The following is a 26,581-nucleotide window of genomic DNA, read 5'->3' as shown; positions in this document are numbered from 1 at the left end:
ATTGCAGGAGGGCTAATATTCGGTCCTGTCGGGGCAATAGTTGGTGCGAGGGCAACAAACAAAAAGCAAACGACATTACAAATGTTCCCATCAAGATTAATTCCAGTTATGTATGCAATGGATAATTCACCAGCTTTTATATTTGGATGAGTTGTTGACACATCATATAAGTGGGTAACTATATTTTTAGTAATAGCTTCAAAAAGCATAAGTCTTGAAAAATAGAATTTGAATATTGATAAATCTCATTAAAAGAAAGGTTTGTATTATGAAAAAAATGATATAAAGATACGCCATTGAACTTTTGAAAAAAATACTTTCCTAATAAATTTATTAAGGCGTCGCTCAGATCAAAGCTTGGGCTTTCCTAAATCAGATTCAATGACACGAGACCACGCTCCTCTTACTATAAGGAGCTAAATCTATGATTGTTAGTGGGCGGTTGGACCATGCAGACGTAAAATAAACCTAGATACTTATTCTAATTTACTTCTGAGTATGCATAAGAAACTGCTATTATGTTCAGTAAAATGCTGTTTGAGGAAGAAGTAGAAGAGGTTTTGATTTCTTGCCCAATTCTTGACCACTTGAATCAAAAAGGTTTATTTGTCATGTCTGAAAAACAGTAAAGAACCCTTACGGAGTAAAGGTTCTTTAGCATGATCTATAGTGAGTTCCAACCACTGACCCCACCTTGTCAGGATAAATGATAAATAATGAGGGTCAAAAATAAATTGATAGAAAGATCAACAGCAAAGGGCTACGTTTTCAAAAGATTACTTGTTAGAAAAAAACGGGTCATACAAAAATTTATTGACCAAATTATTGAACATCGTCCTCATTCTAAACCTATTAGAGCTATTTCCCTATAGAGTTGGCAATCTGAATTAGTTCAGAAATATCATACAAAGGAAGGAAGTCACCACCTTCGGCCTTGCTCGATGCTAAAGCATAGGTTAATCCTTTACTTCTCCAATATAACCCGCTAAAGTTCTGATTGCTTTGTATCCAGGTTTGTGTCCCGTCGTTTAATTTAGGACCTTTTTTTCCTTCCGGCTTGGATTTATCCTTCGAATTTGAAATAGACAATATTAGTTGCTCTCCATGCTCCACATTTGCAAAAGTAAGGCGTATCAAATTGAAGTTTGCTGGGACAATTTCGGCAGCCTGATTAGTAATTTGAAAGGGAACCTTAGGAATTCGAACCTCAAAAGGCATTTCGAGCAATGTATCTTCGAAAGATTTGCAACAATCTGAGCCTTGGTTCCATTCTACTACTCCGTTTGTTATTGATAGTCCGGCATAGTTTGGAGGACTTTGATCGATAGCAGTAGGCGGTATAGTATTCTGAGCTCCAGTCCCACATCCACTAGTCACCAAAAAGGCAGCAACTAGACAAATATATATTACTCTTTTCAAACTTATCAACCCCTTTTTTCTTAATATAACATAAATTTTCAAATGATTTCCAACTATGTGTATAATGGAAATGTAAGGGATCTGAATGGGTTACCTTACCAAATTATATTTAGGAGGGATTTTATTTATGATGAGTAATCGAAAACACCTCAGATTAACTCTAGTTTTCACTTTAGTAAGTAGTCTTCTTCTAACCATCTTTAATCCGGTAATAGCTTCTGCAGCAACTAAGACTAGCGAAACTGCTAAAGGAATCCTACAATATGGACCTGATGGAGGAATAACTTTCACAATCAGTCTAATAGCCCAAAGCATTATAACCTACTCAGGTGCTTCGGGTTCAACAATCACATTATCAATGTCTGATAGCAATGTTAGAATTCCACCTGGATATTCATACGGGGCCTCTGCATGTGGAACTCAAATAAATGTTCGTAATTACACGAGTATGAGGGATCCATTTAAGTACCTGGCTCTGTCCAATAAGACGAAGTATAGGGTAAATTAATTGTACTATTAGTAGCTATTTCAGGAAAAAATAGCGGTAGCGATTGGTCTAGACAAATTGGTGGTACGTTCACTGCAACGTTCCAGAATGAAGGATATGCACAACCAACTCCTAGTAAATGTTTTGGTGGTGGGACTGCGTCGAATACACTAACATTTAGTAATTAATATTAAGGAGGAGACGAAATGAATAGAAAGAGATTTATTATAATATCTTTCATAGTATTACTTGTTGCAGTCAGTTCCTCTTTGTACGCATCAGCAACTGATAAAGATTTAGTTACAAATGAACAAAAAAAGCTGATAGAAAATGCATTTGGTGAATTGAAAGATCAGAATAGTTCTATGAGCAAAAGCAACTTTGTTATCTCGGGGGGCGACATTGAAATAAGCAAATCGGAGTTTGATTTTTACAAAGTAAACATTAAACTGATAAATCAATTGAACGCAACATTAGACAGCTCTTCATATAAAATAGCTAGTCTTCCTACAGATCAGGAATTAATAGATGAGATGCTGAAAAAGCGAATTTCGGTACAACATGCTAAAAAAATAGGTATTACCGTAGCAGAAGGTGAAGTTAAAGAGGTTATAAATCGAGAAAAAGATATGCTTAATAGTGAAGATGTAGATGTTCAAAATCAAGCTCTTATTAGAGAGATAATGCACCAAAGAATTAATTTAACTGGACTTTCTGAAGAGGAATTTTGGGGCAGTGATTTAGTATTTAAAGAATATGAAAATACACTTTATATTGACAAATTATTTAATAAGTTAATTAGTGAAAAAGAGATAAGTGATATTCAAGACTTCGAAAAATTCCAGAATAATATACTCGAACAATATAAAGATGCTCATAGTACAGATTTAGATTAATTTTAGCCCGACACACTCCCAGTAACAGCGATATACGGAAAATCTTTAAAAGTGTATAATCGCAAGCCATTCTTTGAGTCACCTGACTTCCGTAGTCGGGTGGCTCTTTTTATTGCTGTTTAATGCAAAAAAGATGACATGTATGGACTATTTTGTTGGGCTCCCCAAAATCCGATTCCATGCTACGAGACATACCCATGCCACGCTCCTCTTACTACAAGGTGTTAATCCGAAGATTGTTAGTGAACGGTTGGGACATGCAGATGTCAGAATAAGCCTTGACACTTATTCACATCTGCTTCCTAGTATGCAAAAAGAAACGGCGATTATGTTTGGTAAAATGCTATTTGAAGAAGAAGTTGAGGAGGTTGTTTTGAACTAGTCAGAGGTTCGAAAACTACGATGAAATGACCAAAACAAGACCTTCTTGACCAAATCTTGACCATTTGAATCATAATGGTTTATTCGCCATGTCTGAAAAAACAGTGAGAAAGCAAAGAACCCTTACTCCGTAAGGGTTCTTTAGTATGATCTGTAGTGGGCTCGAACCACTGACCCCCACCCTGTCAAGATGGTGCTCTCCCAGCTGAGCTAACAGATCAGAATATATAGTGAAGACAAAATTTATCTTATCAGGGCGGGAAGCCGATGTCAAACGTTTTTTCCGGCAGGCTTGGATAAAATCGTCCTCAGGAAGCAAAATAAACGAATATCTGAGCTCATGACGCATGAGAATGCATCCAAAATTGGATGACAACATGTTCTGTAATGGAGGAAGCTGCACCCATGTTAAAAAAGCAAACCGCTATAGCCCTTGTTTTTTCCTTGTCCGCCGCTTTGTTTCCGGCGCATGCCGGAGCCGACGCTTCCTATCCCGTCGCCCAGATGAAAGAACGCAGTTATTACGAGCAACGGGGCGATATCGTCTGGGAAGTCCCGACCGCGGAGAAGTATATCGCCTTTACCTTCGACGACGGCCCTGACGCCAAGCAAACCCAGGAAATTCTGCAAGTTCTGAAGCAGTACGAGGCGAAAGCGACATTTTTTCTGGTCGGAGACCGAGTGGAACGCCATCCAGAGATTGTCCGCCATGAGTTGCAACAAGGGCATGAGATCGCCAATCATTCCTTCCATCATCCCTCCTTTCATCGGCTATCCGGAAGTTCCATCGAGAGCGAACTCACTAGAACACAGGACGCCATTTTTAAGGCGACAGGTGAAAAGCCCGTGCTTTTCCGTCCCCCCGGTGGCTATTACAATGAGACAATCATCAATCTATCCAAACAGAATCATTTGCAGATGGTGTTGTGGTCCTGGCACCAGGATACGAAAGACTGGAGATCTCCGGGGGTTCAGCGGATTGTGAACAAAGTGCTGGATAACGCAAGAAACGGCGATATAGTCCTAATGCATGATTTTGTCCATAATAGTAACCAAACTTCGGAAGCGCTGAAAGTGATTCTCCCCGAGCTGAAAAAGCGCGGATACTCGTTCGTTACGGTTTCGGAGCTGATGTCCCATAAGGTGGCCCCGAAAAACCATATCAAGGTCAGCCATTAGATGAAGGCATCGATGATTGAATACGTTTGGTCGCTGGAGAAGGCATGCCCTTCTTCTTTTCCCTTCTAATAGAAGGGAGTCCCCTGGAGAATCCGGTTAATGTATAGGAGATAAAAGAGGGATCGGGATGGAAGATCAATCTTCTGCCGAAAATCGCTATGTTCAGCGGCATCGACCGCCTATTCTCGATCATTACGGGCATGGGCTCCCTTCTACCCTGATGTTGATTGTTTTCGGGCTGCTCTTTTTCCTGATGTTTTTTCTTTTATAAGCTTAAAACGCGCATGGTTCAAGACTCCACCGTCAGGTCATCGGTTTACATAGAACGATTAGTGTGGGCACACCCTAACGACAGGTTTAAACAGAAGGAAGGAGAATGAATTATGGGCAAAGATAAAGAAAAGTTCGAAGGCATAGACAACGGTCCCGGTGTGGACCCGATCCCCGTCCCGGACGACGGAGTCGTGTCCTCCACGGAAATGTTGGAAGAGATCGTCGACAAAGTGCTGAATGATCCAAAAGATGAGGAAGAACAAAACAAATCGCGAGAGTGACCGAGACATGGAGCGAGGACATTGCATGAGTGTAAAAAAAGAGCCCGGCGCAATTCCTGCGCCGGGTCTTCCCCGTTCTACCGGGCTCCAATCAGTGTGCGGTCCAGCCGCCGTCCGCCGTCAGTACAACGCCGTTCACGAAGCTTGACTCGTCCGAAGCGAGAAACAGTGCCGCATATGCGATCTCTTGCGCTTCGCCCATCGGAGCGGATCCGGCTCGCCCGATGGCTTCCATCCCGAGTTGATTCGGTGCGGTGATCGTTCCGCTGATCGCCGTGTTCACTCCGCCCGGAGCGATCGCGTTGGTACGGATTCCTTTTGAACCGTAGACGGCCGCCGTATTTTTCGTGAGTCCGATCAAAGCGTGTTTTGAAGCCACATAGGCCGCTCCACCTCTGGCCCCGAACAGCCCGCCTACGGAAGCGTTGTTGATGATAACGCCTTTACCTTTTTCCAGCATAATCTTCAGCACCGCACGGGAAGCATACATCGGCCCGTTCAAATTGACGCCTAATACCCGCTCCCAATGCTCATGGGTAACTTCGCCGACAGGAATGAAATTGTCCATAATGCCGGCATTGTTGACCAGAATATCGACGGTGCCATAAGCTTGTACTGTCCGGTCGATGAGTTGCTGCACATCGGATTCCTTGGCTACGTTCGCCAGGATCCCGAGCGCTTCTCCTCCAGCCTCTTTAATGGAAGTCGAAACCTCATTAATCCGCTCTTCACTGATATCCGATGCAACAACTTTTGCCCCTTCTTTGGCGAACAATTCCGCGATCGCTCTGCCCATGCCGGAACCGGCACCCGTTACGATGACCACTTTATCGGACAATCTCATATCCATAACCTCCTGCTGAATGAGTTGGTTAATTCTTCAAATTTAATATAGCTCACAGTCGCCCATTATGCAAAATTCATCTATTCAAATTCACCTAAACACAAAATAAATAATTAAAATTTTAATAACTGTGATTTAAATCACATGTCATGTGAAAATTATCACTTATACTAAAGACATCAAAGATGATCATCCAAAAAAACAGAGAACAAATCCAAAAGGAGTGGTAATTATGTTTAACAATTTCCTCAGAACTAACAAATTTGCAATGTGGTTTTTGACCGTACTTCGGATTTACCTCGGTTATCAATGGATCACCGCCGGATGGCACAAAATAACTGGCGGATTCGACGCCGCGGGATTCCTGAATGGAGCCATCGCCAACAGTACCGGCGAACACGCAGCCGTCCAAGGATGGTGGGCCACATTCCTGCAGCATGTAGCACTTCCGGGCGTAGACATCTTTAACGTCATGGTTCCTTACGGTGAATTCCTGGTAGGTTTGGGCCTGTTGCTTGGAACGTTCACTACCTTCGCCGCTCTGATGGGACTGGTCATGAACGCAGCCTTCCTATTCTCGGGTACAGTAAGCACTAACGCACAAATGCTCCTGCTTGAAGTACTTGTAGTCGTAGCCGCCGCCAACGCCGGAAAAATCGGACTCGACCGTTATATTCTCCCTTATCTGCGTAAATTATTCCACAAAGAGAGAGCTGCAAGCCCGGTCACACCGGCTCCAAACCAACCATTGAAAGTAAAACATACGGCTTAAGCCAACAAAAATAGAGCAATCAAAAAAACGCCGGGGATCATCCCCAGCGTTTTTTTATTTCCGTAGTCCGGTTCCATCCTTTCCCGGTGATACAGCGCTTTTAACCCTTTGTTGAACAGCCAACCGGCTGCTAAAACGACGGTTAACCACAAGGCCGTCATCCAACGCCGCCTGAGCAGGGTAATGATCAGCACGATAGCAAAAATTACGATGTATCCCGTTGTTGTGCCAAGATCGGAGAATGCCTTAACCACCGGATTCCACCACTCACTTCTTAGGCTAAAGAAGAAATTACCGATTCTCCGGTCCAAGGATTGTAACCCTTCCGAATGTATGCCGAATCCGAGCAGAACAAAACAGACAGCCAGTACGACGGTCGTTATCCAGGCTTTCACCAAAGCTCCCTCCCCATCTTTATAATCTAGCGTATTGTACAAAGATCTCTTTTGGGGAGCAATACCTTCTAAGTATTAAGTTTATTTTAGGTGATCAAAGATAGATGTCTCGACTCTTTTCGGAAAATGGACCCCGTGCTCCCATGCCAGCTCGAAGGCTTCAACCCGGTGTTGCGGAGGAACATCCGGTCCCAGCTTGCCGAACACACGCTCAATGCTGAGAATTTGCGATTCATGGACCTCCAGCGCCCGGCGCTTAACTTCCCACTTACCGTTTTCCTCTATCCAGATCACGCTTGAAATATCAGACGCAAAAGAGCCCATCTGGTTATAATACAACTTTTGCACCGACGGAGCCTGCCCGCCGAATACGACTTCATTTACGGCATGATGAATGACGATATGATCCGAATGACCGGAAATGCCGTCCTCCGGAAAGGTAACGACAACATCCGCCTCATGCCTCCGTAAAAAATCGGCAATCTGTTGTTGCAGCACAGCCGGGGCGACTTCCTTCAGTTTTCCGTCTCCCATCCCTGCCTGCTCCATCACGGAGATGCCTAGAATGTCTACGGCTTTCGCAAGCTCGACATCTCTTTTTGTCGCCAGTTCCTCACGGGTCATTGCTCCTAGATGGCCTGTTTTCCCCGCGTCTCCCCGGGTTGCCGTAAATAGTATCGGCTTATTTCCTTCGTCGGCGATTTGCCGGATCAAATAAGAACAGCCGAACGTTTCATCGTCAGGATGAGCATAAATAAAAGCTACCGTTCTTGATTTAGTCATGATGAATTCCTCCTCATTTTTTATGCACAATATTTACTATACTTACTATACTTTAATATTGACTAAGTTAATAAAATTCACTACAATTCAGTAGAATCTAATATAGACAGGTGATCAAAATGAGTCAACATGCCTACCGCATTTTATTATTTTATAAATTCACGCCGATTGCCTCCCCTGAAACTTTCACGGCGGAGCATCTGCAATACTGCAAGGATATGGGTCTGAAAGGCCGTATTCTTATCGCTTCCGAAGGAATCAACGGCACCGTATCCGGTACCGTGGAACAAACCGACCGCTATATGGCCGATCTTCGCGCCATGACGGAGTTTAAGGACATCGTGTTTAAGATCGATGAAGCTGATGGCCATGCATTCAAAAAAATGTTCGTCCGCCATAAACAAGAGCTGGTAACTTTCCGGTATGAGCATGAGTTGGATCCGAACACGCTGAGCGGCAAGCGCTTGTCTCCGGCGGAGTTCCACGAACAGCTTCAGGATGAAGACGTGATCGTCATTGACGGCCGGAACGACTATGAATACGACATCGGCCACTTCCGCGGAGCGATTCGTCCGGAAGTTGAATCATTCCGGGAGTTTCCGGATTGGATCCGCGAAAACTTGGGCGAACATAAGGACAAAAAGATTTTGACCTATTGTACCGGCGGCATCCGCTGCGAGAAACTGACAGGCTTTTTGCTCAAGGAAGGATTTGAGGATGTTGCTCAGCTTGAAGGCGGCATAGTCACTTACGGCAAAGACCCTGAAGTTCAAGGGCGGTTGTTTGACGGTAAATGCTACGTGTTTGACGAACGGATTTCCGTGCCGATCAACCGTACGGATGAGGATATAGTTATTGCCAACTGCCATCATTGCGGAGTAACTCATGACCGATATATTAACTGTCCGGTCTGCAACCTGCAGTATGTATGCTGTGAAGACTGCGAAGAGGAGCATCAGGGCTTTTGCTCCGACGCATGCATGGAAGCCGTACAGGCGCAGGCCGTGAATCACAGCTGATCTCGCGCCCCGAAGGGAGTGTCTGACATGAATCAACCCAAGGATTTATCCACCCGTAACCGGATTTTGCAAATGATGAAGACATCCGGTCCGCTCAGCACCAAAGAAATCACCGGACAACTCGGCATCACGGAAATGGCGGTACGCCGCCATCTCGGAACGATGGAACGGGATGGTCTGATCGAATCGAAAATGGTCCGCCAGACGCTGGGCCGCCCTACTGCCGTTTACGGGCTTACCGAATTGGCTGAAGGTATGTTCCCTAAAAAATATCATACCCTGACTTTGGATCTGCTTGGCGAACTGGAGCAAGAATGCGGCGAAGACACGGTGAACCGCCTGTTCGACCGCCGTAAAGAGAAGCTGAACCGGCAGTACGAAGCCGATATGCAGGGGCTTGACCTTCCGGAGAAAGTGCGACGGCTGGCTGAAATTCAAAACGAAAACGGCTATATGACGGAATGCGAGCAGCAGGGGGACGACCACTTTGTGCTCATGGAACACAACTGCCCGATCTCCCAGATCGCGAACCAATACAATCACGCTTGCGATTGCGAGTTGAAGCTGTTTGAATCGCTGCTCGATGCCAAGGTCGAGCGGACGGAATGTCTGGCCCAGGAAGGCCGGAAATGCGTTTACGTCATCAAACGATAAAATAAATAACCTCCGGTTATTTAGCCTTCGGCTGCCGGAGGTTATTTATTTTGCTCTTTTTTTATATATCATGAAAAGCGTTCAGCTCTTCTTCAATAGTCTGCTTAATCAGTGCAATGCACTCCTCCGTTGTTTTGGCGGATACTTTTTTCCCGTTGACCATCGCATAAGGTCTGATTTTGCACAGGCCGCATAAATTTAGACAGTCCAGCCGGAGTACCGCGATTTCGGGGTATTCTTCCTCCAACTGCTCCAGTTCCAGCGCGCTCATCAGATTGCTGTCGCACACTTCCACGACAACGATGCCCATACCCACGATTAACTCACCCCAAACCTGAAATTATCTGCTTCGTTCGATCCCTCATTATGAGGAAATCCGGCCTGTTTGTCAATGTAATGCCCAATTTAACATACTTAATATACATTTATGTTGACTAAGTAGTGATGGATAATTATAATAGGGAGTGTTCAAACTAACATTACATATTCAATGGAGAGGATGATAAACAATGGCACATCAATTACCGGCACTTCCTTATGCAAACAATGCACTCGAACCTCATATCGACGAGCAAACGATGATGATTCACCATGATCGTCACCATAATACTTACGTAACGAACCTGAATGCGGCACTGGAATCCGCACCCGAGCTCCAATCGAAATCCGTAGAGGAACTGATCGCCGATCTGGACAGCGTTCCGGAAAGCATCCGCACTGCAGTCCGCAACAATGGCGGCGGCCATGCGAACCATTCCCTGTTCTGGGAAACGATCGGACCCAACGGCGGCGGCGCACCATCCGGCAAGATTGCTGAAGCAATCAACAGCGAACTCGGCGGCTTCGACAAATTCAAAGAAGATTTTTCGAAAGCAGCTACAACTCGTTTCGGCAGCGGCTGGGCATTCCTGGCAGTAGATGCTAACGGCAAATTGTCCGTTTACAGCTTGCCAAACCAGGATTCTCCGATCATGGAAGGCAAAACGCCGATCCTTGGTCTGGACGTTTGGGAACATGCCTACTACCTGAAATATCAAAACAAACGCCCTGATTACATCGCAGCCTTCTTCAACGTCATCAACTGGTCCGAAGTTGAGAAACGTTACGAAGCCGCTCTGAACAAATAATCAGCGTATAACAAAAAGACGGTAGGATCGAGGGGGACTCCCCAGATCCAGCCGTCTTTTTCTGTTCGAGCTTGTGCCGCGTCTCCGCTTATAACGATGCCTACCGTTGCATTCCTCTGTGTCTCTATTCCCATCTGCCTGCTGATCGTTCCGCTCTTAAGCCTGAGTTGTCTTGCTTCTCTTTTCGACTACTATATTTTCCAAATACCAACTTGTCTTGTTCCGTCCTTGCGTTATCCTACTATGGTACTTCTCTTCTGGTACTTCCCTTCTAGTACTTCTTTTTTGGTCTTCTTTTCTGGTACTTCTCCTATGCTACTTATCTAGCGCTTGCTTATCCATCCCCTTGCTACTCGCTTTATCGCTTTATCCTCAACTAACTTGTTTTCCCTCTATAACCCAACTAACTGGAATACCTACAGCTAATTTGAGAGAAAAGCTTGTTTTGGGCAACTTAAATGTATAAACTACAGCTAATTTCGAGCTGTTCAGCCTTTTGGGGTATATCAAGCAAAATTAACTGGAGGTTTTCCAGCTAATCACCCTAGTGGCTTTAATTCCGGAAAAACACCTGCATAAAATACAGCTAATTTTGTACCAGTGCTATGTGGAACCTATTATCATGTGCAACTTCCGTGGAACCTTGCCTTGCCTTACGTTGCTCTAAATTGCTTTACACTACTCTACATTGCTCTACGCTCTACATTGCCTTACGTGTCATTGCATATCCCTGCCTGTGTTGCATTCCCTCGTAAGTCAGTTGCCCGTATCCCCCTCCCCAGGGGCACCTTCCTTCTGGAACCTTACCTGTGGCCCTTAAAGAGGTTCTAGCGCTCACGAACGGAATTTCCATGCCGAAGCGTAGGCGCCACATGCACGCGGACCATCTCCCGGCTCGGACCGGACAGCGACAGCAAGAGCTTCGCCGCGGCATTGCACATCTTTTCTTTTTCCACGGACATCGTGGTAATCTTTAGTCCGCCCACCTCCTCATACTTGAGACCATCGAAGCCGACGATGGAGATCTCCGTAGAGTCCTCTCCCTGCCGTTTCCGGAGTTGTCTCGCGAGCAGATAAGCAATCCGGTCGTTCCCGCAAAAGAAAGCGCTTGGCAGTACGCTTAGTCCCTTCAAAAACGTACCGATTTCCTTCTCCGTATGATCAAAGCTTTGCGAAGAAGTTAGAGTGAATCGGTCGGCGATGTTCAGCTTGTGTTCTTGCATGGCTTTCCAATATCCGAACCAGCGCTCTTCATGGCTCGTCGTCAAATTGGTCGGCCCTATGAACCCGATGTCCCGGTGTCCTGCCCCGATCAGTACCGAGACGGCTTCCCAGGCTCCCTCGATATTCGCGGAAGTGACCACCGGGCAGGGAAGGTCCCGGTAATAGGAATCGAGCATGACGAGCGGAGTGTCCAGCTCCCACACGACTCTGGCATAAGCCTTGTCCACGATGCCGAACAAGATGATGCCCTGGTAAACGATGTCCGAGCAATGCCGAGGGAGCTCAAGCCGGGATTCCATCTCCCGGTCGATCGGCGCGATGACTGCATTCATTCCTTTTTTGCGGATGCTTTTTTCCAAGCCCCAAATCATATCATGATAAAACTGGAAATGATCATTGTCCTCATAGCTCATGATTCGCTCCGGCACCAGCACCAGAATGTTCCCGCCGCCGCTGCCCGGCGGTTTCGCGGCGAATTCGCCGTAGCCCAACTCCCTTGCCGTTTGCAGCACCCGGCTCCGCATCTCCTCGCTAACGCCTTTTTTATTTAAAAGAGCCAAGGATACCGCATTTTTGGATATACTCAAATGATCGGCGATGTCCTGCATCGACACTTTCTTTTTACGGCCCATTCTCTTTTCATTCCTTCCGAAACATGCTAAACTATGCCTAATGATACTTTACAAATTTGATTTTTGTCAAGTTTGTCAAGTAAACCTGCACTGTTCATCTGGAGGAATGCATTTTGAGTTACGCAGTTGGTATAGACATCGGCGGTACAAAAACCGCCATCGGACTCGTCGATTCCGACGGGCAAGTACTGTCAAAGAGCTCGCTGCCTACGGATCATACGGTGTCGCCTGCCGAGATGGTGGACCGGATCGCGTCTGCTGTCAAGCAGCTTACGGCGGGGACCGGTACCCCGGAATCAGATCTGCAAGGCATCGGCATCGGGGCGCCCGGGCCGCTGAACACCAAATTGGGCCAAATCGTGAAGCCGCCCAACATGTCGGGATGGTGGGGCTTCCCCGTCGTCGAATCCTTCAAACGGCATTTCAGTTTGCCGATTTCTTTTGAGAACGATGCTACCGCCGCAGCCCTCGCGGAAAAATGGCTCGGTGCGGCCCGCGCGGCCGACGACTTCGTCTTCATTACGATCAGCACCGGTATCGGGGCGGGTATCTACAGCCACGGCAAGCTGCTTACCGGAGCAACCGGCAATGCGGGAGATGTCGGCCACTTCGTCATCGACCCCGCAGCCGGAACCTGCGTCTGCGGTCAGCAAGGCTGCTGGGAGTACATCGCCTCCGGCACGGCGATCGCCAGACAGGCCAGCCAATTGCTGGGTCGCTCCGTCTCCACCAAAGAGGCCTTTGATCTTGCCTTTTCAGGTGCGGACGCCCGGATCGAGCAACTGGTCAACCAGGTATTCCGCTATATAGGGATCGGCTGCGTCACCCTGATCAATACGCTGGATCCGGAACTGCTTGTCATTGGCGGCGGCGTATCCCAGATCGGAGCCCCGCTGTTTGATACCGTAACCGATTATGTCAAGCAATATGCTTTGAATCCTTCGGGACGTAACACGCCTATCGTTCCCGCCGCGCTGCAGCAAGATGCCGGCCTCATCGGCGCCGCGGCCCTGGTCCATGTCACATATTAATTCAAGGAGGAAGCAATTATCATGAATCAACCGATTTTTTTAGCACCCGTATTTCAGGAACGCATTTGGGGCGGCACGAAACTCAAGCAACTGTTCGGGTACGAGATCCCGAATGATAGAACCGGAGAATGCTGGGCCGTATCCGCACATCCCAACGGTCAAAGCGTAGTCAAGAACGGCCCTTATCAAGGCATGCCGCTTGGCGAGCTCTGGAGCTCGCATCCGGAGCTGTTCCGTTCGAATTCAACCGTTTTTCCGCTGCTCACCAAAATTTTGGACGCTTCCGACGATCTTTCGGTCCAAGTCCATCCCGATGACGAGTATGCGGATAAGCACGAGAACGGCGAGCTGGGTAAGACCGAGTGCTGGTACATCGTCGATGCCGAACCGGGCTCCGTGATCATTTACGGTCATGAAGCCAAATCCAAAGAGCAACTGGTGCAAATGATCCAGGATGGCCAGTGGGACGATCTTCTGACCCAGGTACCCGTAAAGCCCGGCGACTTCTTCTACGTTCCGAGCGGAACGATTCATGCCCTCGGCAAAGGGATCGTTGTCCTGGAGACCCAGCAAAGCTCCGATACGACTTACCGTGTCTATGATTATGACCGCAAGGACAAAGAAGGAAATCTACGCGACCTGCACCTGGAGAAGGCGATTGATGTTACGACGATTCCTCAAGCGTACGAACCCGTGACATACAGCAGCAAAGAAACGGATGGCCTTTCCGTGACAACCTTTGTATCCAATTCCTTCTTCACCGTGGAAAAATGGAACCTGTCGGGAACCGCGAAATGTTCATCCAACGAAAAATATACGATCTACAGTGTGCTCGAAGGTGAAGGACTGCTGCATAGCCAGGGCCAGGCGTTTCCGCTGACCAAGGGCGACCATTTCATCCTGCCCGCTGGTTTCCGCCCTTTTGAACTGGAAGGAAGCCTCATGATGATCGTTTCCCATGAATAGTTTAACTCAAAAAAAAGACGCCCAACTGTCCTTCCGGACAACTGGGCGTCTTCTTTACCTGAAAAATTATTTTTGCAAATAACGTTCTTGGAGGATTGCGACATGATGAATAGCATGCCCGGCGATGATGTATGCGAGCGCCAGGGCCGAGCACGGATGCTCGCTGCACGTTCCGGTGCGTTCCCAGGCATCGTCATCAAGCTGGCGAATCAGCGATAACGTCGCAATCCGCACGGCCGCAAAATCCTGGAGCAGCTCGTTCACCGTAAGGCGGTCCGCCTTCGCATGGCCGACAAACAAATTTTCCTCAAACCCCGGCAAAGGAGTCGTATCTCCCCGGGCTATACGAAGCAGTCGGTAACTCATGACACGTTCCGTATCCGAAATATGTCCCAGCACTTCCTTAAGACTCCATTTCCCTTCCGCGTATCTGTATGCGCCATCTTCCTCCGAGAGGTTACCCAATAGCTGGATAATCTCATCAACCTGTTTTTCCAGAAGGGACGACAGATTTCCTTCCGGTACCTTCTGAATATAAGTTTCAAAATGAGTTGCATATTCTCCGGCCTGCGGTTTTTTCAACATTCTTCATCTCTCCTCCGGTTTATGTAATCAATCTTCCCAAACTTCGTCCATCAATTTTTTGATTTTTCGGGTGCGTTCCTCCGTCAGCTCCAGATCGGGTATCCATTGTTCCCCGTTCCAGAGAACGACATCCCCGGCCTTGACGCGGTCATCCACTTGTTGCCTGGATACATCTTGCCTTTGCCCTTCGATTTCAAGGATGCAAATATCCCCCTCGAACCCTTCCACAATGGCGCTCACCTCGCTTCACCTCTCCGTCGTGATCTCGTAATGCTGCCCGTCCGATGCAAACTCAATCGTCCCCTGAAGATCATTGCGATAAACCTGAGTTCCGTTTTTGCTCAAACGGTTGAGGATCTCCTGCTTGGGATGTCCGTAAGAGTTCTCCCCTACTTGGATGACCGCAAACTTAGGAGCAACCTGCTGCAAAAAAGTCAGCGACGTAGACGACTTTGAACCGTGATGTCCAACCAGAAGCACATCGGCCGACAAATCCTTGCCCGAGGCAAGCATGGCCTTCTCGCTTTCGCGCTCGGCATCGCCGGTCAGCAGAAATGAGGTTTCCCCATAGGTCACTTTCAGCACGGCGCTCATGTTGTTGCTGTCCTCGCTATATTCAACCGGGGCAATCATTTCTACTTGCACTTGGTCGTCCCATTCCAACTGCAGACCGGCCTGCGCCGTTTTGACCTTGAGTCCTTTATCCCGGATAGACTCCAGCAAGGACTCAAACGTCTTGGTGTTTGCCTGGATTTTCGGCATATAGATTGCGCCCACCTCATAATGGTCGATCACGACATCCAACCCGCCGATATGATCCGCATCCGGGTGCGTGCCAAGAATCACATCAAGATGATCGACACCGTACTGCCGCAAGTAATCCACCATTTGTTGCTCCCGGTCATTGTTGCCCGCATCAATCAGCATCGTGCTTCCGGACGGACTAATCAAGAGCTGTGATGCCCCCTGACCAACGTCCAAAAAAATGACCCTCAGCCGGTTCTGCGAAGTTATGGATGAAGAAGATGAGTCTTTGCTCTCCTGGGTGGAAATATCGACCAATTCCAAGGAGCATCCGGAAAATAAAGTACAAAGTACAACAAGGCAAATCCAAAGCAATACTCGTTGCGTCCGAAGCCAATTGCGTCTGATCATAGGTGTTAAATTCCTCTTTCCAAATCCTTTTTATTAATATAGCACAGGCTGATACCCGCTTTACAGTAAATGTTTCCAATGAAAAAGCAGCCTGCCTTCACCATGAAGGTAGACTGCCGCAAACTTGCTGTCTATTTAACCGTTACGCGGACCGTTACTGTCTTTCCGCCGTAGACCGCTTTGATTGTAGCGCTGCCCTTGGCAACCGCTTCAATCTTTCCGGCCGTTACTTTGGCTACGGAAGGCTTGGAACTAGTCCAAGTGGCGCTTCCGGTGACGGACGGCTTGTTGCCGTTATCGTATTGCGCCGTCAAAACTACCGTTTTGGCGGAACCCGGAGCCAATTTCAAACTTTTCTCATCCACCGTAAGCTTTACAAGCTTAGGAATTACGTTGACTTTCACGCTTAAATTATGCCCTTGGTAAAAACCTTTCAGCGTCGCGGTTCCCTCGGCTACGGCCTTGACTGAGGTCGATGAAATCATTGCGACTCCGCTGTTCGAGGATTCCCATCCGACTTTGCTGGACAGGTTAACCTTCTTGCCATCTTTATAGAATCCCGTTACCTTAATCGATTTTGACTTTTTGATATTCAGGTCAATATTGACCGGATCAACGACAACTTTAACGATCTTCGGCTCTATGGTAACCGGGATGCTAATCGTTTTATTCGAATACGTTCCTTTGAGAGTTGCCGATCCTTTCGTCAATCCCTTCAGTACTTTGCCCGTAGACGTGGTTTTGATAACAGCATTGGAGCCGGATACGCTCCACTCGATCGAGTCGGGCACGCTCGACTCTTCCCCGTCTTCCCAAACAGCGGTCACTACCGGAAGTCTGGTATCTTCGCCGATCACAGCGCTAAGTCTTTCTTCTTCGCTAATCAAAGCCAGCACTTTCTCCTTTACGGTAAGCTTCACCGTGACCGAAGCGCTGCGAATCGGAGAAGCAGTACCCGAAGTAACTTTGGACTCAGGCAGCTTGGCTGTCAAGGTAACCTCGCCCTTGCCCACGCCAACGATCTTCCCGTCTTCCACTTTGGCGATTTTATCGTCGCCGGATGTCCAGGTTACTTCTTTGCTGAAATCCACTTGTTCATCGTCAAGCTTGGTTCCCGTTACTTTCGGAAAGCTAAGGGATTCGCCTTTATAAAGTTCCAGTTCCGTCTTCTCCGTAGTCAGTTTGGTGATCGTCGAATTAACGGTAACCTTGAATGATTTGCTAATGCCCGAATGACTTACTTTAATAGTCGCGGTTCCTGTGGCCTTGGCAGAAACTTCTCCGCCAGACACCGTTGCCGCAAGCGGATTGGAGGACGTCCAGGTCGCTTTCGAAGTTACGTCTTCCGAATTGTTGGCACCGCTTCTAACCTCGGCCTCTACCTTCAGTGTCTCACCGATAAACATCGACTGGTCGGCCGAAGGATCGAGCAAAATCGCTTCATAAGGTGCGCGGACGTAAATGTCGGTTTGAGCCTTCACGCCAAGATATTCAGCGGTAAGGGTCGCTTTACCGATAGCCAGCACCTTGATTTTGCCGCCTTCCACCGTAACTACCCCTTTGTCGGAAGACGTCCAGGTTGCTTTATCCGTAACTTCCAACTCGGAGCTGTCGCTGGCGAGGGTCGACCAGGCCTGCAAGGTAGCTTTATCATCACCGACTACAAGCTCAATGTCTTCGGCAGACAATTCTTTATCGTTGTTCAAGAATTTCAATTTCAATTTCGAATAAGGCGAGTTGACCTTTGCGGTGAATGTGGCGGTAAGCCCCGAATATTTCGCGGTAACGGTAGCCGTACCTTCCCCGACAAGGGTAAGTTTACCTTTTTCGATCGTCAATACGCTCGAGTTCGAACTGGACCATTCCGCATCCGCGGTAACGTCCTTCGTAGCTTCGGAGCCCTGAATCGCGGCCAGTGCTTTTACGGTTGGATTTTCGCTGACCCCCAGGCTATATTTCCCGTCCTGAGCATATTCCAGACTCAATTCTTTATAGGAATCCTTTGCTTTTACTTCAATCGTCGAAGTCGCGCCTTGGGCATGATCCGCACGGATCGTTACGGTGCCCGCTTTCAACGCCGTTAAGAAGCCATTTGTTACTTTAATGGTTTCACCGTCACTGGACGTCCAGGTAACGGAATTCGTCAAGTCGCGCTTTACCGAGGAGCCTTCAACCGTACCCCATAATTTAAGCTGTTTCGTCTTTCCCACAGTGAGCTCAAGCGTCGTCCCTGATCCTTCGATGTCAATCGCAACTACATCGTTTGCGGCCGCAATAGCGCCATTCGGAAACACAGTGACTAGCAGCAATGTGAGCATCAGGAGCCATCCTGTCAATTTCTTTTTTGCAGTCATTCATTTCTCTCCTTTTGATCCATCTTTTGGCGGAAATCCTTCCTCTCCAGGCCTATGCGTTGTATATCGGCTTTTAGGAGAATTTTAGTAACCTTTTCCTTAAAAAACACGACCTTGGTCCTATTAAAATTCTTAAGCATCTGCTATATCTGCTAACCAGTTCACGGGCGTCTCTCCATGCTCTTCCAAAAAAAGATTGATCCGGGAAAACGGACGGCTCCCGAAAAACCCTCTTCTTGCGGACAAAGGACTGGGATGCGGTGAAGATATCACCGCATGCTTGGATGTGTCGATCATTCCTATCTTTCTCTGGGCGTGGCTTCCCCACAACACGAACGCAACCGGCTTTTCCCGGCGGTTCAATGCTCCGATCACGGCATCCGTAAACTTCTCCCAGCCTTTCCCCTGATGAGATCCGGGCTCCCCGTCCCTCACGGTAAGGACCGTATTAAGCAAGAGAACCCCTTGCTCCGCCCATGACGTCAAAGTTCCCGTCGCGGGGATCGGACACTCCAGGTCGCTCGATAATTCCTTATACATATTGCGCAGTGACGGAGGAATGCGGACTCCCGGCAACACGGAAAAGCTAAGCCCATGCGCCTGGCCCGGTCCATGATAAGGATCCTGTCCCAATAGGATTACCTTTGTTTCGGCATAGCCGGTCAACTTCAATGCCTGAAATAAAAACTCCCTTGGCGGATAAACGACTTGATGTTCGTACTCCCCGTCAAGCCAGCTCATAAGTTCCCTAAAATAAGGCTGCTCCACTTCACCGTGAAGCATTTCATCCCAATCGTTTCCAAACATTCTGCTCTCTCCCTCTACCCTGGGATTTGATATTCTCTCATCATCAATTTCATCATAGGTTCTGCATCCTCGGAGCGAGGCTGATTAAAGTTAAAGCTTTCAAAACTGCATGCATTCCGTCTCCTGCCGTCGAGCGTCCAGCTTAACCGGAATTTGCACCAGTCGACGGTCGCATTCTGAAAACCGCAGTAATGGCAACCGTCCCGTTCAAAATAGCACCGCAAGCCGGGCGGCAAACTCTGGACCAGGTCCAGATAGTTGTCCATGTTTTTCAGCTTCAAGATAACCTGAACCTCTAACGTATGAAAATCAATGATATAACGCGCAACCCGTTTATTTTTGAGATAATACTCTATTGTATCGTCCTTATAATGCGCTGCCAATTTTATTTGATCTGCGAAATAGCTATTAAGCGCAAGCAGCAACTCTCCGTTATTCTCATCAAGCAGCGCAGCAAGATCCCGTACCGTGCAATATTCAGGCAGCTTAGCCCGTTCCGCAACCCGTTTATAATCAAAATAATAAAACTCGTGCGGATCATTCCCCTGAAACGAATCTGTCAACGCATAGGCCTTGATCACAGTCATCAGCAGAGGATTATCGGGGAAAGTGATTACAATAGATTCTGCATGCTTTGCTATCTTATCTCCGTCAAACCCGCCGATCGTAAATCCGAAATCCATTAGCCTGCTTAAGATGAGGTGAACTTTATTCACCTTTTTCAGAGCTGTTTTGAAATCGGCAACCGTAATTTTCAGCCCGCAGACAGCCGATTCACCGAGCTTACCAATTGCGGCGATCACATCGCCTAACCGCTTAACGGAGCGCCAGGAGGCTTTCGCTAAATTGCCGTCCTCTTTATTTTCATTGACCAGATTAATATCGACTATCATTACCCCGTATGCCTCGGGTCTTAACTCCATATCGCGATACATGCGACCCATGATCCCGGTAAATTGCCGAAACGACATGACGAAGTCTTTCTCGCTCATTCCGCTCAGCAGTAGCGGATTGACGGTGAAATGCTCCGGCACATGCGGTATATGCCTATAATATGTAGTGACCTCGCGCTGCACATGATATTTGTGATCCATAACTCATCCTCCTCCTAAAATAAGCCGGATTAGCAAAATCAAATACATTTGAGAAACAATTCACATTTCAATAGGACGTACAAGAGTATTTTACCACTTAAATAGAACCACGGCATGCCAAAATATACAAATCGCACAGCCGCACTTACGCGCAGCCATGCGATCCTTATCCTGCAAAATAGATGGATGACGCATAAGCATTAATCTATCGCTTTTAATGAAGTAACCATATCAATTTGCTTAATCTTTCTGCTGATTAGCCTGTTTACGGCAAATGAGCACAAAAGTGTGATGGCAACTGCAATGAGATAACTTGAAATTCTTACTGTAGGAAACAACATAACGCTTTCGCTCGTACTTAACTTTTCGAGGGCGTGGATAGCCCCACTGCCCAATGGAACGGCCAGCACTATGCCAATCCACGTTAGCATTATATTTTCCCGGGACAACAGGGTCCGAATTTCCCGCTGATTAAAGCCTAGAACCTTTAATGTGGCCAATTCCCGCGCCATTTCCGTAAGGTTAATCAAGCCCAAGCTATAGATCACGGCAATTCCCAAAAAAACGGCTGCAATGGTAAGTCCCGCAGCGGAGGCAAATACGCCTTCGTTTAATTTCAGATTTGCATTTTTCATTTCTTCTTTAGAAACGATTTGAGTAACCGGATAATGCTCTTTAATCATCCCTAAATCTGCCTGATCCCCAATCAAAAGAGATGTAACAACAAACTGAGCCCCCATCTTCTCCCAAGTTTCCCCGTAAACATAAGCATGATTTGCTACGGGAGCCTTAATCGTTTCCGCTACCTTTACATCCCTCCATTCATCGTCAGCTATCTTCAGCTGAATTGAATTCCCCTTTGTCACACCTAAAACATCCGCAGTTCTTTCTGATAAAATAATTCCGTCTGAGGAATTGGTCACGGAGTTGCCGTCTGCATGATTTAAGTTTATGTAATCCCCCGAACCCATCACTGTAACCGGCAAATTTCTTACCGCCCGATCCGATTTTATCTGAATCCTGGATTCCTGTATGTACTGCACCGCGTCCTCGGCCGGACCAGGAACTGGCAAAGAAGCTGCATCCGAAGACTGTATGTCCGCTTTATAGGTAAAACGGTATTGCTGTTCAAATTCAACGAGGATAGATTTGTTGCTCGAATCAATATTGGCAAAACCAAACAAAATCAAAAAAGCACAACCAAAGGCACCGATGATTCCCATAAAACCACGTAATTTGTGAGCTTTTAAATTCCTGAAAATCCAGAGATTTTCAAAGGAAAGCCGAGCTTTGGAAGCCTTACCTGCCATCGACTTTTGGCGGCGGGTCTGTATGCTCCCTCTTAATACTGACGCCGGCGATTCCTTAAGTTTCTTGCCGCAGGCCATTAACACAGCAAGGATGCAGCATCCGTACATGGCGACAATGGCAAACAAAGATTCTAAAGGGAAAGAAACGATCCACTGGGGTAATATAAAGGACTGGGTTAACGTTCTCATGAAAATCATGGGAATTCCAAAGTACCCCGCCGCCATCCCGATAAGACTCCCTGTAAACCCTAAAAACAGTCCAAAACACATATAATGCCATCTAATCTGACGGGCGGAGAATCCCAGGGACATCAAAGTGCCAATCTGTATTCTTTGATTGCTGATAAGTCTGCTCATGGTACTGGCAACCACGAGTACCGCAAGAACAAAAAACAGCAACGGAGTGACATAAGCCAACGTTTTGAATTGGGCAATTTGACTTGCGGCACCAACGGTGCTTGTATGGTCCTCATGAGTGATGCTGTTTAAATATTTACTTCCCAAAACCGTTTCGGTTTGAGTAATAATGTTTTGCTGATCCGCTCCTGCCATTACCTTTAACAAAATCTGATTATAACCGGTCACATGGATGAATTGGCGGGCGGCTTGTTCCCCGATAAAGCCATAACCGTAGAGATCGTGCCGGGTCGACAATGTCTCCGAAGAGATATCTATCAATTTTTCCGGGCTCATAACCAAACCTTTTACAGCCATTTTCACGGTGCTGTTATTATCGGAAGTAAATTTTATGGTGTCCCCTACCTCAATCGCATTGGCTGAGGCATACTCCCGATCCAGCCAAATGCCGCTCTCGCCGGAGCGAAAAGATTCACCCGTGATTGGAAAAGGCTGAGCAAGCTTATTCTCATTGAGGATGAACAATTCAATGCTTCGATTGCCGGAATGTACCTTCAATACATTTCTTCCCTGTGCCTCTTCAACTCCAGGAAGATTTCTAATGTTGAGTATATCCTTGTCCTCAATATTTTCGGCATTGATCCAGATATCATTCATCCTGGTCTTATCATAAAAGCTCATAACGCTCTTCTCCAGGCGGTTGCCAACCGTGATAGCCCCGACAAATGTAAATACTCCACAAGCTACGATAATGATGATGGTAATAAATTGCGCTTTGGCGCTCCAAATGTCCCGAAACATTTTTTGGGGTAAAATCATCACCAGCACACCTCACTCATGGAAAGCGGCGACTCATTGATTACTACCTCGACTACCTTGCCGTCCTTAAGACGAATGACTTTATCGGCTGTATCCGCAATTGCGGCATTGTGAGTCACAATGATGACCGTCTGGCCGTTCTTCTTGCTGACATCCCGGAGCGTTGTCATTACAAGCGCCCCCGTAACACTGTCAAGGGCCCCGGTTGGCTCGTCGCATAACAGTAGCTTTGGATTTTTACAAATGGCTCTGGCAATGGATACCCGCTGCTGCTCACCGCCCGAAAGTTCTGCAGGAAAGTGATGAATCCGGTGACCAAGGCCCACGGCATTCAGTATCTCCGTGCTTTCAAGTGCGTGTTGGCAAAGCTTCTTCGATACATCGACATTTTCTTTGGCTGTCAAATTGGGAATGAGATTGTAAAACTGAAACACAAAACCAATATCATTACGGCGATAAAGGCCGAGTTGATCCAGCGAAAAATGGGCAATATTCACCCCATCGATGAAAATATTACCCGAGGTTGCTTGATCCATTCCTCCCAACAAGTTCAAAAGCGTACTTTTTCCGGATCCGGACGGACCAAGAATAACGACAAATTCTCCTTTTTCAATCACAAAATCCATCTCATGAATTGCGTTTACAGTCATTTCTCCTACCATATACTGACGGTTAACTTTTTCTATTTCTATGAATGGTTTCATGTGTCCGGTCTCCAGTCTTTTGTCATTAATTCCTAAATATCAGTTCCCCTCCCCTAAAAGAAAAAGGAGGCTTCTGGCTAAAGCGTTAGTTAATGATATTTCATCAAGCGATACTCCGGGATCTTCGCCCGGCAGCGAGTAACATTTGAAGAGGACCAAATCTCTTACTATTCCATCCATAGATGCCACTGCGAATGAAAAAATGTCAGGTAAAGGCATTATGGGGTTTAACGTACCGTCCTCCACCTTCCCCGCAAGGTAAGCCATGGCATACTGCATCAATTTTTCGAAATCCGTAACCTCGGCAATTTTACTTTTCTTTTTATTAAATAATTCAGGATTTGCAAGAAACTTCGTATTCATTTCGAACGTAAATTTGCCTTCGGTCGGAATAGATTCGATCAAATACTCCCCTAAATAATGAAAGACCTTCAAAATAACTTCCCGTACGCTTTTATCCTCCGAAAATAAAGGCTCGCAATTCGCCCATAATTGATATTGATCCTGGTTGCGATTAGTTAAGCCTATGAGAATATCATCGATATCTTCAAAATACCTGTAGACACTGCCTACACTTAGCTTGGTCTGACGGATAATATCTCTCATAGTTACTTCATAGGCAGGCTTTGTCTTGCACACCTCCTGTGCCGCATCCAGAATCATATTGCGCATCTTCTCTTCATACCCTTTCGGAACTTTGGGCATATGAACTCCTTTCCCATATATTAAAAATGACGGGGTCGTCACTTTTATAATATATGGACCTGATTTTATTTTGTCAAGACGAATTAACACAATTTGGGACGAGCGAAATGCTTGTCCGTTATTACTATAGGTGCCAAAACAGGTTTAGTAAATAACGGCTTTAAGCAAAAAAAACGTCTCCTCCGCTTTATACGGTGAGACGTTCTTTTTGGGGGTCGGTTTCAAGGTTCAAAGAACGTTGAAGCGACCGGTTATTTACTAATGATGCCGAGGACCGGGATCGAACCGGTACGGTAGTCACCTACCGCAGGATTTTAAGTCCTGTGCGTCTGCCAATTCCGCCACCCCGGCAAGGGTTTAGCCGGATTTTCACGCTTTTTAACGCAATCTTCCGTTTACTCCACGCAGAACCTCCGATAAATTAACGCACAGTTTTGCGCGTATTCCGAAAAATCCTGCGGGATTGATTATAGCACGAGGGGGCGTCGTATGGCAAGCGGTCGATAATGTGCGGAAATCCTGTGCGGTGGTTTTGACGCGAACGAAGTACCCAGAGGACTGCGGAAGTACAGCGCAAAAAGGGCGCAGACTCAACGGATTTCACTCCGCGAATCTGCGCCATTCTCGCCTTTATTCCGTGGTCACTAACACAGTATCCGGATAGTCACTATGATCGTCGCTGTCCTCGTTAATAGCGACGTAGAATCTCGTCGCGGATACCGGAAGTTCGAACGTAATCTGTGATTTGCCAGTTGCGTTCGGATTAAGCGTTCCTATCGAATTTCCACCGTTGGTCGGATCGTATAGATTCCCGTCTAAATCGCGCAATTTAATTCTGTGAGACATTACCGTTTTAGACGACTTGGTACGGTTAGTTGCGGATGCCTCCAAGGTAACAATGCTTCCGTCACGATTTACGCTATGAATGATAAAGTCGAAATCCTCTACGCGAACTACCTCACCTATACTAAACTTATGTATTTTTGCTTCTCTTTCCTCTTTACTGTCCTTACTAACTAGGGCTATAAGAAGTGCAGACATAACTAAGATCAAGGCGCCAAACAATATAAACAGCTTCTTCTTATCGGACATATATCAGCCTCTCCTCCAAATTACTTAAATAATACCACTATGTAAACGAAAAAAGAACCCCTCAGCGTAGTCTCTACGTTTGATTACGCAAAGACCCGCCAAGGGGTTCCGTTATCTTCTATTCCGTTTTAAACGTACTATATACGCCAGTTCCGATCAACGCGTACGTAACAACGTCAACGCCGATTTGCCACATGCCGAAGTCCGGCGCAACTCCGTATTTTTCGAGAATTTGATACGCAAGCCCGACAACCGCCGCAATAAACAACGGATTCATTAAACGTTTCTTCATCGATTTATTTCGCCCCTTTCGTAGTCACAACCGCAACCTTCGTTTTGTTGTCCCACGCAACAACCGCGCCCAATCTTTCGCCTACATCCCGCAGCGGCACGTACACCGATCCGTCGATAATGACGCCGTCCTTCGCCGGCTTTCCGTCAACTGTTACGCTCGCCTTCGTTACAATCACGTCGTTGTCCCCTTCCGTTTCTTTAATCCGCTTATATGCTGCATCAATCTGCGTCGTTGTTGGACGCCTGCCCGCGCGAAGTTGAGCCGTTGATAGTCCGAATGTCATCTCTAAATGCGGCATGTCCTTAAACGAGCGCCAATCGCCGCCCCACGCAAATCCGAGCTTCTTCGCTTCCTCGACGACTTCGGACCAATCCGGCAACGAGTCTTTATCCGCGTCCCTCAACGTATCCCACGAAACAGAGCGCCCGTCCGCAAGCAGTAGCGCAAAGTCTATCGCAACGCCGAAATTATGATTCGATTCGCCACCGCGTGCCTTCGTAACGATCTTCCCCGGCTTCGTCCGGCCCTGTGCGAAGAGTGCGTCTTGCTCGGCGTATGTCCGAAGTCCTTGCGTAATAATCACGTATACCTCGCGCGCATAACATCGGTCGATCAACGCCGAGGCCGCCGCAGCCACAACGGGATTAAGTCCGCTCAATCTTGCCGCTGACTTAGATCGTACATATTCGAGTGTGAGAGCCATTAAGCCGCTTCCTTTCCGTTGATTGCCGATTTGATTTCGTGTACGTCCTCCGCAAGACCGTCGTAACGATCCGCCAACTGTTCGAAGCGCTCCGTCAAATTTTCGGATAGTTTCATTAGGCGGTCCTCACGCGTGCGAGAATCGCGGAGTTGGTGGACAAATAGCGCGACAAAAAGGACCGCGAACGGTCCCTGTGTAATGAAATATTTTAAGATTTCCGATTCCATGCGTTCACCTC

30 protein-coding genes, 2 tRNA genes and 1 pseudogene are annotated in these 26,581 nt (G+C 47.0%); 12 read left to right on the top strand and 21 right to left on the bottom strand.

Annotated features, from left to right (window positions below; translation table 11 throughout):
- Positions 1-858 precede the first annotated feature (858 nt).
- The gene (locus DFP94_RS02920; RefSeq protein ID WP_114494927.1) at positions 859-1,419 is read right to left on the bottom strand and encodes a hypothetical protein; all 561 of its coding nucleotides are present in this window, start codon (positions 1,417-1,419) and stop codon (positions 859-861) included.
- 127 nt (positions 1,420-1,546) lie between these two features.
- Here DFP94_RS02920 and DFP94_RS02915 point away from each other — a divergent pair, with 127 nt between their 5' ends.
- From DFP94_RS02915 to DFP94_RS02905, 3 genes and pseudogenes are all read left to right on the top strand, one after another.
- Positions 1,547-1,927, top strand: coding sequence for a hypothetical protein (locus DFP94_RS02915; RefSeq protein WP_114494926.1), 381 nt, complete (start codon positions 1,547-1,549; stop codon positions 1,925-1,927).
- A 185-nt stretch (positions 1,928-2,112) separates the two neighbouring features.
- Positions 2,113-2,802, top strand: a complete 690-nt coding sequence (locus tag DFP94_RS02910) for a hypothetical protein (RefSeq protein WP_114494925.1) — start codon at positions 2,113-2,115, stop codon at positions 2,800-2,802.
- Positions 2,803-2,962: 160 nt separating this feature from the next.
- Positions 2,963-3,184, top strand: a pseudogene (locus tag DFP94_RS02905) (tyrosine-type recombinase/integrase); the annotation flags it as partial.
- Positions 3,185-3,330: 146 nt separating this feature from the next.
- Here the strand turns inward: DFP94_RS02905 and DFP94_RS02900 are convergent.
- Positions 3,331-3,403 (bottom strand) — tRNA-Val (locus DFP94_RS02900).
- A gap of 185 nt (positions 3,404-3,588) precedes the next feature.
- Between DFP94_RS02900 and DFP94_RS02895 the strand changes: the two genes are divergently transcribed.
- From DFP94_RS02895 to DFP94_RS25380, 3 genes are all read left to right on the top strand, one after another.
- Complete coding sequence (locus DFP94_RS02895) at positions 3,589-4,362, top strand: polysaccharide deacetylase family protein (RefSeq protein ID WP_114494924.1); 774 nt, start codon at positions 3,589-3,591, stop codon at positions 4,360-4,362.
- A gap of 127 nt (positions 4,363-4,489) precedes the next feature.
- A complete protein-coding gene (locus DFP94_RS25385) occupies positions 4,490-4,633 on the top strand; it encodes a hypothetical protein (protein WP_181873012.1) in 144 nt (47 codons plus the stop codon).
- A gap of 112 nt (positions 4,634-4,745) precedes the next feature.
- Positions 4,746-4,916: a hypothetical protein gene (locus tag DFP94_RS25380; protein ID WP_181873011.1), complete on the top strand. Its 171-nt coding sequence runs from the start codon at positions 4,746-4,748 to the stop codon at positions 4,914-4,916.
- Positions 4,917-5,007: 91 nt separating this feature from the next.
- Here the strand turns inward: DFP94_RS25380 and DFP94_RS02890 are convergent, their stop codons facing one another.
- Positions 5,008-5,760: a glucose 1-dehydrogenase gene (locus DFP94_RS02890; RefSeq protein ID WP_114494923.1), complete on the bottom strand. Its 753-nt coding sequence runs from the start codon at positions 5,758-5,760 to the stop codon at positions 5,008-5,010.
- A gap of 232 nt (positions 5,761-5,992) precedes the next feature.
- On the opposite strand from DFP94_RS02890, the gene DFP94_RS02885 reads away from it, so the two are divergent.
- Positions 5,993-6,532 carry a DoxX family membrane protein gene (locus DFP94_RS02885; RefSeq protein ID WP_114494922.1) on the top strand — a complete coding sequence of 180 codons (540 nt, stop codon included), beginning with the start codon at positions 5,993-5,995 and terminating at the stop codon, positions 6,530-6,532.
- Here the strand turns inward: DFP94_RS02885 and DFP94_RS02880 are convergent.
- Entirely contained in the window at positions 6,529-6,927 is a 399-nt protein-coding gene (locus DFP94_RS02880) for a phosphatase PAP2 family protein (RefSeq protein WP_114494921.1), read from the bottom strand. The two genes, DFP94_RS02885 and DFP94_RS02880, sit on opposite strands and share 4 nt — an antisense overlap.
- Positions 6,928-7,008: 81 nt before the next feature.
- Positions 7,009-7,710: a PIG-L deacetylase family protein gene (locus DFP94_RS02875; RefSeq protein ID WP_114494920.1), complete on the bottom strand. Its 702-nt coding sequence runs from the start codon at positions 7,708-7,710 to the stop codon at positions 7,009-7,011.
- Positions 7,711-7,829: 119 nt separating this feature from the next.
- Between DFP94_RS02875 and trhO the strand changes: the two genes are divergently transcribed.
- Entirely contained in the window at positions 7,830-8,729 is a 900-nt protein-coding gene (trhO, locus tag DFP94_RS02870) for an oxygen-dependent tRNA uridine(34) hydroxylase TrhO (RefSeq protein ID WP_114494919.1), read from the top strand.
- 27 nt (positions 8,730-8,756) lie between these two features.
- The gene (locus DFP94_RS02865; RefSeq protein WP_114494918.1) at positions 8,757-9,383 is read left to right on the top strand and encodes a helix-turn-helix transcriptional regulator; all 627 of its coding nucleotides are present in this window, start codon (positions 8,757-8,759) and stop codon (positions 9,381-9,383) included.
- A 61-nt stretch (positions 9,384-9,444) separates the two neighbouring features.
- Here the strand turns inward: DFP94_RS02865 and DFP94_RS02860 are convergent, their stop codons facing one another.
- Positions 9,445-9,693 (bottom strand): YuzB family protein, encoded by a 249-nt coding sequence (locus tag DFP94_RS02860; RefSeq protein WP_114494917.1) that lies wholly within the window; start codon positions 9,691-9,693, stop codon positions 9,445-9,447.
- A 199-nt stretch (positions 9,694-9,892) separates the two neighbouring features.
- Between DFP94_RS02860 and DFP94_RS02855 the strand changes: the two genes are divergently transcribed.
- Positions 9,893-10,510: a superoxide dismutase gene (locus DFP94_RS02855; RefSeq protein WP_114494916.1), complete on the top strand. Its 618-nt coding sequence runs from the start codon at positions 9,893-9,895 to the stop codon at positions 10,508-10,510.
- An 827-nt stretch (positions 10,511-11,337) separates the two neighbouring features.
- Here the strand turns inward: DFP94_RS02855 and DFP94_RS02850 are convergent.
- Positions 11,338-12,366, bottom strand: coding sequence for a LacI family DNA-binding transcriptional regulator (locus DFP94_RS02850; protein WP_114494915.1), 1,029 nt, complete (start codon positions 12,364-12,366; stop codon positions 11,338-11,340).
- Positions 12,367-12,479: 113 nt separating this feature from the next.
- Here DFP94_RS02850 and DFP94_RS02845 point away from each other — a divergent pair, with 113 nt between their 5' ends.
- The gene (locus tag DFP94_RS02845) at positions 12,480-13,397 is read left to right on the top strand and encodes an ROK family protein (RefSeq protein ID WP_114494914.1); all 918 of its coding nucleotides are present in this window, start codon (positions 12,480-12,482) and stop codon (positions 13,395-13,397) included.
- Between the two features lie 21 nt (positions 13,398-13,418).
- Entirely contained in the window at positions 13,419-14,363 is a 945-nt protein-coding gene (manA, locus tag DFP94_RS02840) for a mannose-6-phosphate isomerase, class I (protein ID WP_114494913.1), read from the top strand.
- Positions 14,364-14,429: 66 nt separating this feature from the next.
- Here manA and DFP94_RS02835 read toward each other — a convergent pair whose 3' ends face one another.
- The 14 genes from DFP94_RS02835 to DFP94_RS02775 form a co-directional block, all read right to left on the bottom strand.
- Positions 14,430-14,948, bottom strand: a complete 519-nt coding sequence (locus tag DFP94_RS02835; RefSeq protein ID WP_114494912.1) for a DinB family protein — start codon at positions 14,946-14,948, stop codon at positions 14,430-14,432.
- 27 nt (positions 14,949-14,975) lie between these two features.
- Positions 14,976-15,188 (bottom strand): DUF3006 domain-containing protein, encoded by a 213-nt coding sequence (locus DFP94_RS02830; protein WP_114494911.1) that lies wholly within the window; start codon positions 15,186-15,188, stop codon positions 14,976-14,978.
- Positions 15,189-15,194: 6 nt separating this feature from the next.
- Positions 15,195-15,899 (bottom strand): ComEC/Rec2 family competence protein, encoded by a 705-nt coding sequence (locus DFP94_RS02825; RefSeq protein ID WP_245954437.1) that lies wholly within the window; start codon positions 15,897-15,899, stop codon positions 15,195-15,197.
- Between the two features lie 335 nt (positions 15,900-16,234).
- On the bottom strand, positions 16,235-18,457 hold the full coding sequence (locus DFP94_RS02820; protein WP_114494909.1) for an Ig-like domain-containing protein: 2,223 nt from the start codon (positions 18,455-18,457) through the stop codon (positions 16,235-16,237).
- A gap of 132 nt (positions 18,458-18,589) precedes the next feature.
- Positions 18,590-19,264, bottom strand: coding sequence for a uracil-DNA glycosylase (locus DFP94_RS02815; RefSeq protein ID WP_114494908.1), 675 nt, complete (start codon positions 19,262-19,264; stop codon positions 18,590-18,592).
- A 14-nt stretch (positions 19,265-19,278) separates the two neighbouring features.
- Complete coding sequence (locus DFP94_RS02810) at positions 19,279-20,358, bottom strand: hypothetical protein (protein WP_114494907.1); 1,080 nt, start codon at positions 20,356-20,358, stop codon at positions 19,279-19,281.
- 200 nt (positions 20,359-20,558) lie between these two features.
- Positions 20,559-22,844: an ABC transporter permease gene (locus tag DFP94_RS02805; RefSeq protein WP_114494906.1), complete on the bottom strand. Its 2,286-nt coding sequence runs from the start codon at positions 22,842-22,844 to the stop codon at positions 20,559-20,561.
- Positions 22,844-23,548, bottom strand: a complete 705-nt coding sequence (locus DFP94_RS02800; RefSeq protein WP_114494905.1) for an ABC transporter ATP-binding protein — start codon at positions 23,546-23,548, stop codon at positions 22,844-22,846. The genes DFP94_RS02805 and DFP94_RS02800 overlap by 1 nt, the downstream gene beginning before the upstream one ends.
- Before the next feature lie 39 nt (positions 23,549-23,587).
- Positions 23,588-24,211 carry a TetR/AcrR family transcriptional regulator gene (locus DFP94_RS02795; RefSeq protein ID WP_181873010.1) on the bottom strand — a complete coding sequence of 208 codons (624 nt, stop codon included), beginning with the start codon at positions 24,209-24,211 and terminating at the stop codon, positions 23,588-23,590.
- A gap of 307 nt (positions 24,212-24,518) precedes the next feature.
- Positions 24,519-24,604, bottom strand: a tRNA-Leu gene (locus tag DFP94_RS02790).
- A 279-nt stretch (positions 24,605-24,883) separates the two neighbouring features.
- Positions 24,884-25,345, bottom strand: a complete 462-nt coding sequence (locus DFP94_RS02785) for a DUF4352 domain-containing protein (RefSeq protein ID WP_114494903.1) — start codon at positions 25,343-25,345, stop codon at positions 24,884-24,886.
- A gap of 118 nt (positions 25,346-25,463) precedes the next feature.
- Entirely contained in the window at positions 25,464-25,637 is a 174-nt protein-coding gene (locus DFP94_RS25375) for a hypothetical protein (RefSeq protein ID WP_181873009.1), read from the bottom strand.
- A 4-nt stretch (positions 25,638-25,641) separates the two neighbouring features.
- A complete protein-coding gene (locus DFP94_RS02780; protein ID WP_114494902.1) occupies positions 25,642-26,343 on the bottom strand; it encodes a M15 family metallopeptidase in 702 nt (233 codons plus the stop codon).
- Positions 26,343-26,570, bottom strand: a complete 228-nt coding sequence (locus tag DFP94_RS02775) for a BhlA/UviB family holin-like peptide (RefSeq protein WP_181873008.1) — start codon at positions 26,568-26,570, stop codon at positions 26,343-26,345. The genes DFP94_RS02780 and DFP94_RS02775 overlap by 1 nt, the downstream gene beginning before the upstream one ends.
- Between the last annotated feature and the right edge of the window lie 11 nt (positions 26,571-26,581).

The sequence above is a fragment of the Fontibacillus phaseoli genome (assembly GCF_003337355.1).
Taxonomy (GTDB): Bacteria; Bacillota; Bacilli; order Paenibacillales; family Paenibacillaceae; genus Fontibacillus; species Fontibacillus phaseoli.
Note: the sequence above shows the minus strand (reverse complement) of the source record. Positions and strands in the feature narration are given on the sequence as shown.

Coding starts and splice junctions, on each gene's coding strand:
- DFP94_RS02890 (WP_114494923.1), bottom strand. CDS start 5,760: ATGAGATTGTCCGATAAAGTGGTCATCGTAACGGGTGCCGGTTCCGGC.
- DFP94_RS02775 (WP_181873008.1), bottom strand. CDS start 26,570: ATGGAATCGGAAATCTTAAAATATTTCATTACACAGGGACCGTTCGCG.
- DFP94_RS02820 (WP_114494909.1), bottom strand. CDS start 18,457: ATGACTGCAAAAAAGAAATTGACAGGATGGCTCCTGATGCTCACATTG.
- DFP94_RS25380 (WP_181873011.1), top strand. CDS start 4,746: ATGGGCAAAGATAAAGAAAAGTTCGAAGGCATAGACAACGGTCCCGGT.
- DFP94_RS02895 (WP_114494924.1), top strand. CDS start 3,589: ATGTTAAAAAAGCAAACCGCTATAGCCCTTGTTTTTTCCTTGTCCGCC.
- DFP94_RS25375 (WP_181873009.1), bottom strand. CDS start 25,637: ATGAAGAAACGTTTAATGAATCCGTTGTTTATTGCGGCGGTTGTCGGG.
- DFP94_RS02835 (WP_114494912.1), bottom strand. CDS start 14,948: ATGTTGAAAAAACCGCAGGCCGGAGAATATGCAACTCATTTTGAAACT.
- DFP94_RS02815 (WP_114494908.1), bottom strand. CDS start 19,264: ATGTTTGGAAACGATTGGGATGAAATGCTTCACGGTGAAGTGGAGCAG.
- DFP94_RS02865 (WP_114494918.1), top strand. CDS start 8,757: ATGAATCAACCCAAGGATTTATCCACCCGTAACCGGATTTTGCAAATG.
- DFP94_RS02850 (WP_114494915.1), bottom strand. CDS start 12,366: ATGGGCCGTAAAAAGAAAGTGTCGATGCAGGACATCGCCGATCATTTG.
- DFP94_RS02885 (WP_114494922.1), top strand. CDS start 5,993: ATGTTTAACAATTTCCTCAGAACTAACAAATTTGCAATGTGGTTTTTG.
- DFP94_RS25385 (WP_181873012.1), top strand. CDS start 4,490: ATGGAAGATCAATCTTCTGCCGAAAATCGCTATGTTCAGCGGCATCGA.
- manA (WP_114494913.1), top strand. CDS start 13,419: ATGAATCAACCGATTTTTTTAGCACCCGTATTTCAGGAACGCATTTGG.
- DFP94_RS02910 (WP_114494925.1), top strand. CDS start 2,113: ATGAATAGAAAGAGATTTATTATAATATCTTTCATAGTATTACTTGTT.
- DFP94_RS02915 (WP_114494926.1), top strand. CDS start 1,547: ATGATGAGTAATCGAAAACACCTCAGATTAACTCTAGTTTTCACTTTA.
- DFP94_RS02875 (WP_114494920.1), bottom strand. CDS start 7,710: ATGACTAAATCAAGAACGGTAGCTTTTATTTATGCTCATCCTGACGAT.
- trhO (WP_114494919.1), top strand. CDS start 7,830: ATGAGTCAACATGCCTACCGCATTTTATTATTTTATAAATTCACGCCG.
- DFP94_RS02780 (WP_114494902.1), bottom strand. CDS start 26,343: ATGGCTCTCACACTCGAATATGTACGATCTAAGTCAGCGGCAAGATTG.
- DFP94_RS02810 (WP_114494907.1), bottom strand. CDS start 20,358: ATGGATCACAAATATCATGTGCAGCGCGAGGTCACTACATATTATAGG.
- DFP94_RS02860 (WP_114494917.1), bottom strand. CDS start 9,693: ATGGGCATCGTTGTCGTGGAAGTGTGCGACAGCAATCTGATGAGCGCG.
- DFP94_RS02800 (WP_114494905.1), bottom strand. CDS start 23,548: ATGAAACCATTCATAGAAATAGAAAAAGTTAACCGTCAGTATATGGTA.
- DFP94_RS02855 (WP_114494916.1), top strand. CDS start 9,893: ATGGCACATCAATTACCGGCACTTCCTTATGCAAACAATGCACTCGAA.
- DFP94_RS02805 (WP_114494906.1), bottom strand. CDS start 22,844: ATGATTTTACCCCAAAAAATGTTTCGGGACATTTGGAGCGCCAAAGCG.
- DFP94_RS02795 (WP_181873010.1), bottom strand. CDS start 24,211: ATGATTCTGGATGCGGCACAGGAGGTGTGCAAGACAAAGCCTGCCTAT.
- DFP94_RS02785 (WP_114494903.1), bottom strand. CDS start 25,345: ATGTCCGATAAGAAGAAGCTGTTTATATTGTTTGGCGCCTTGATCTTA.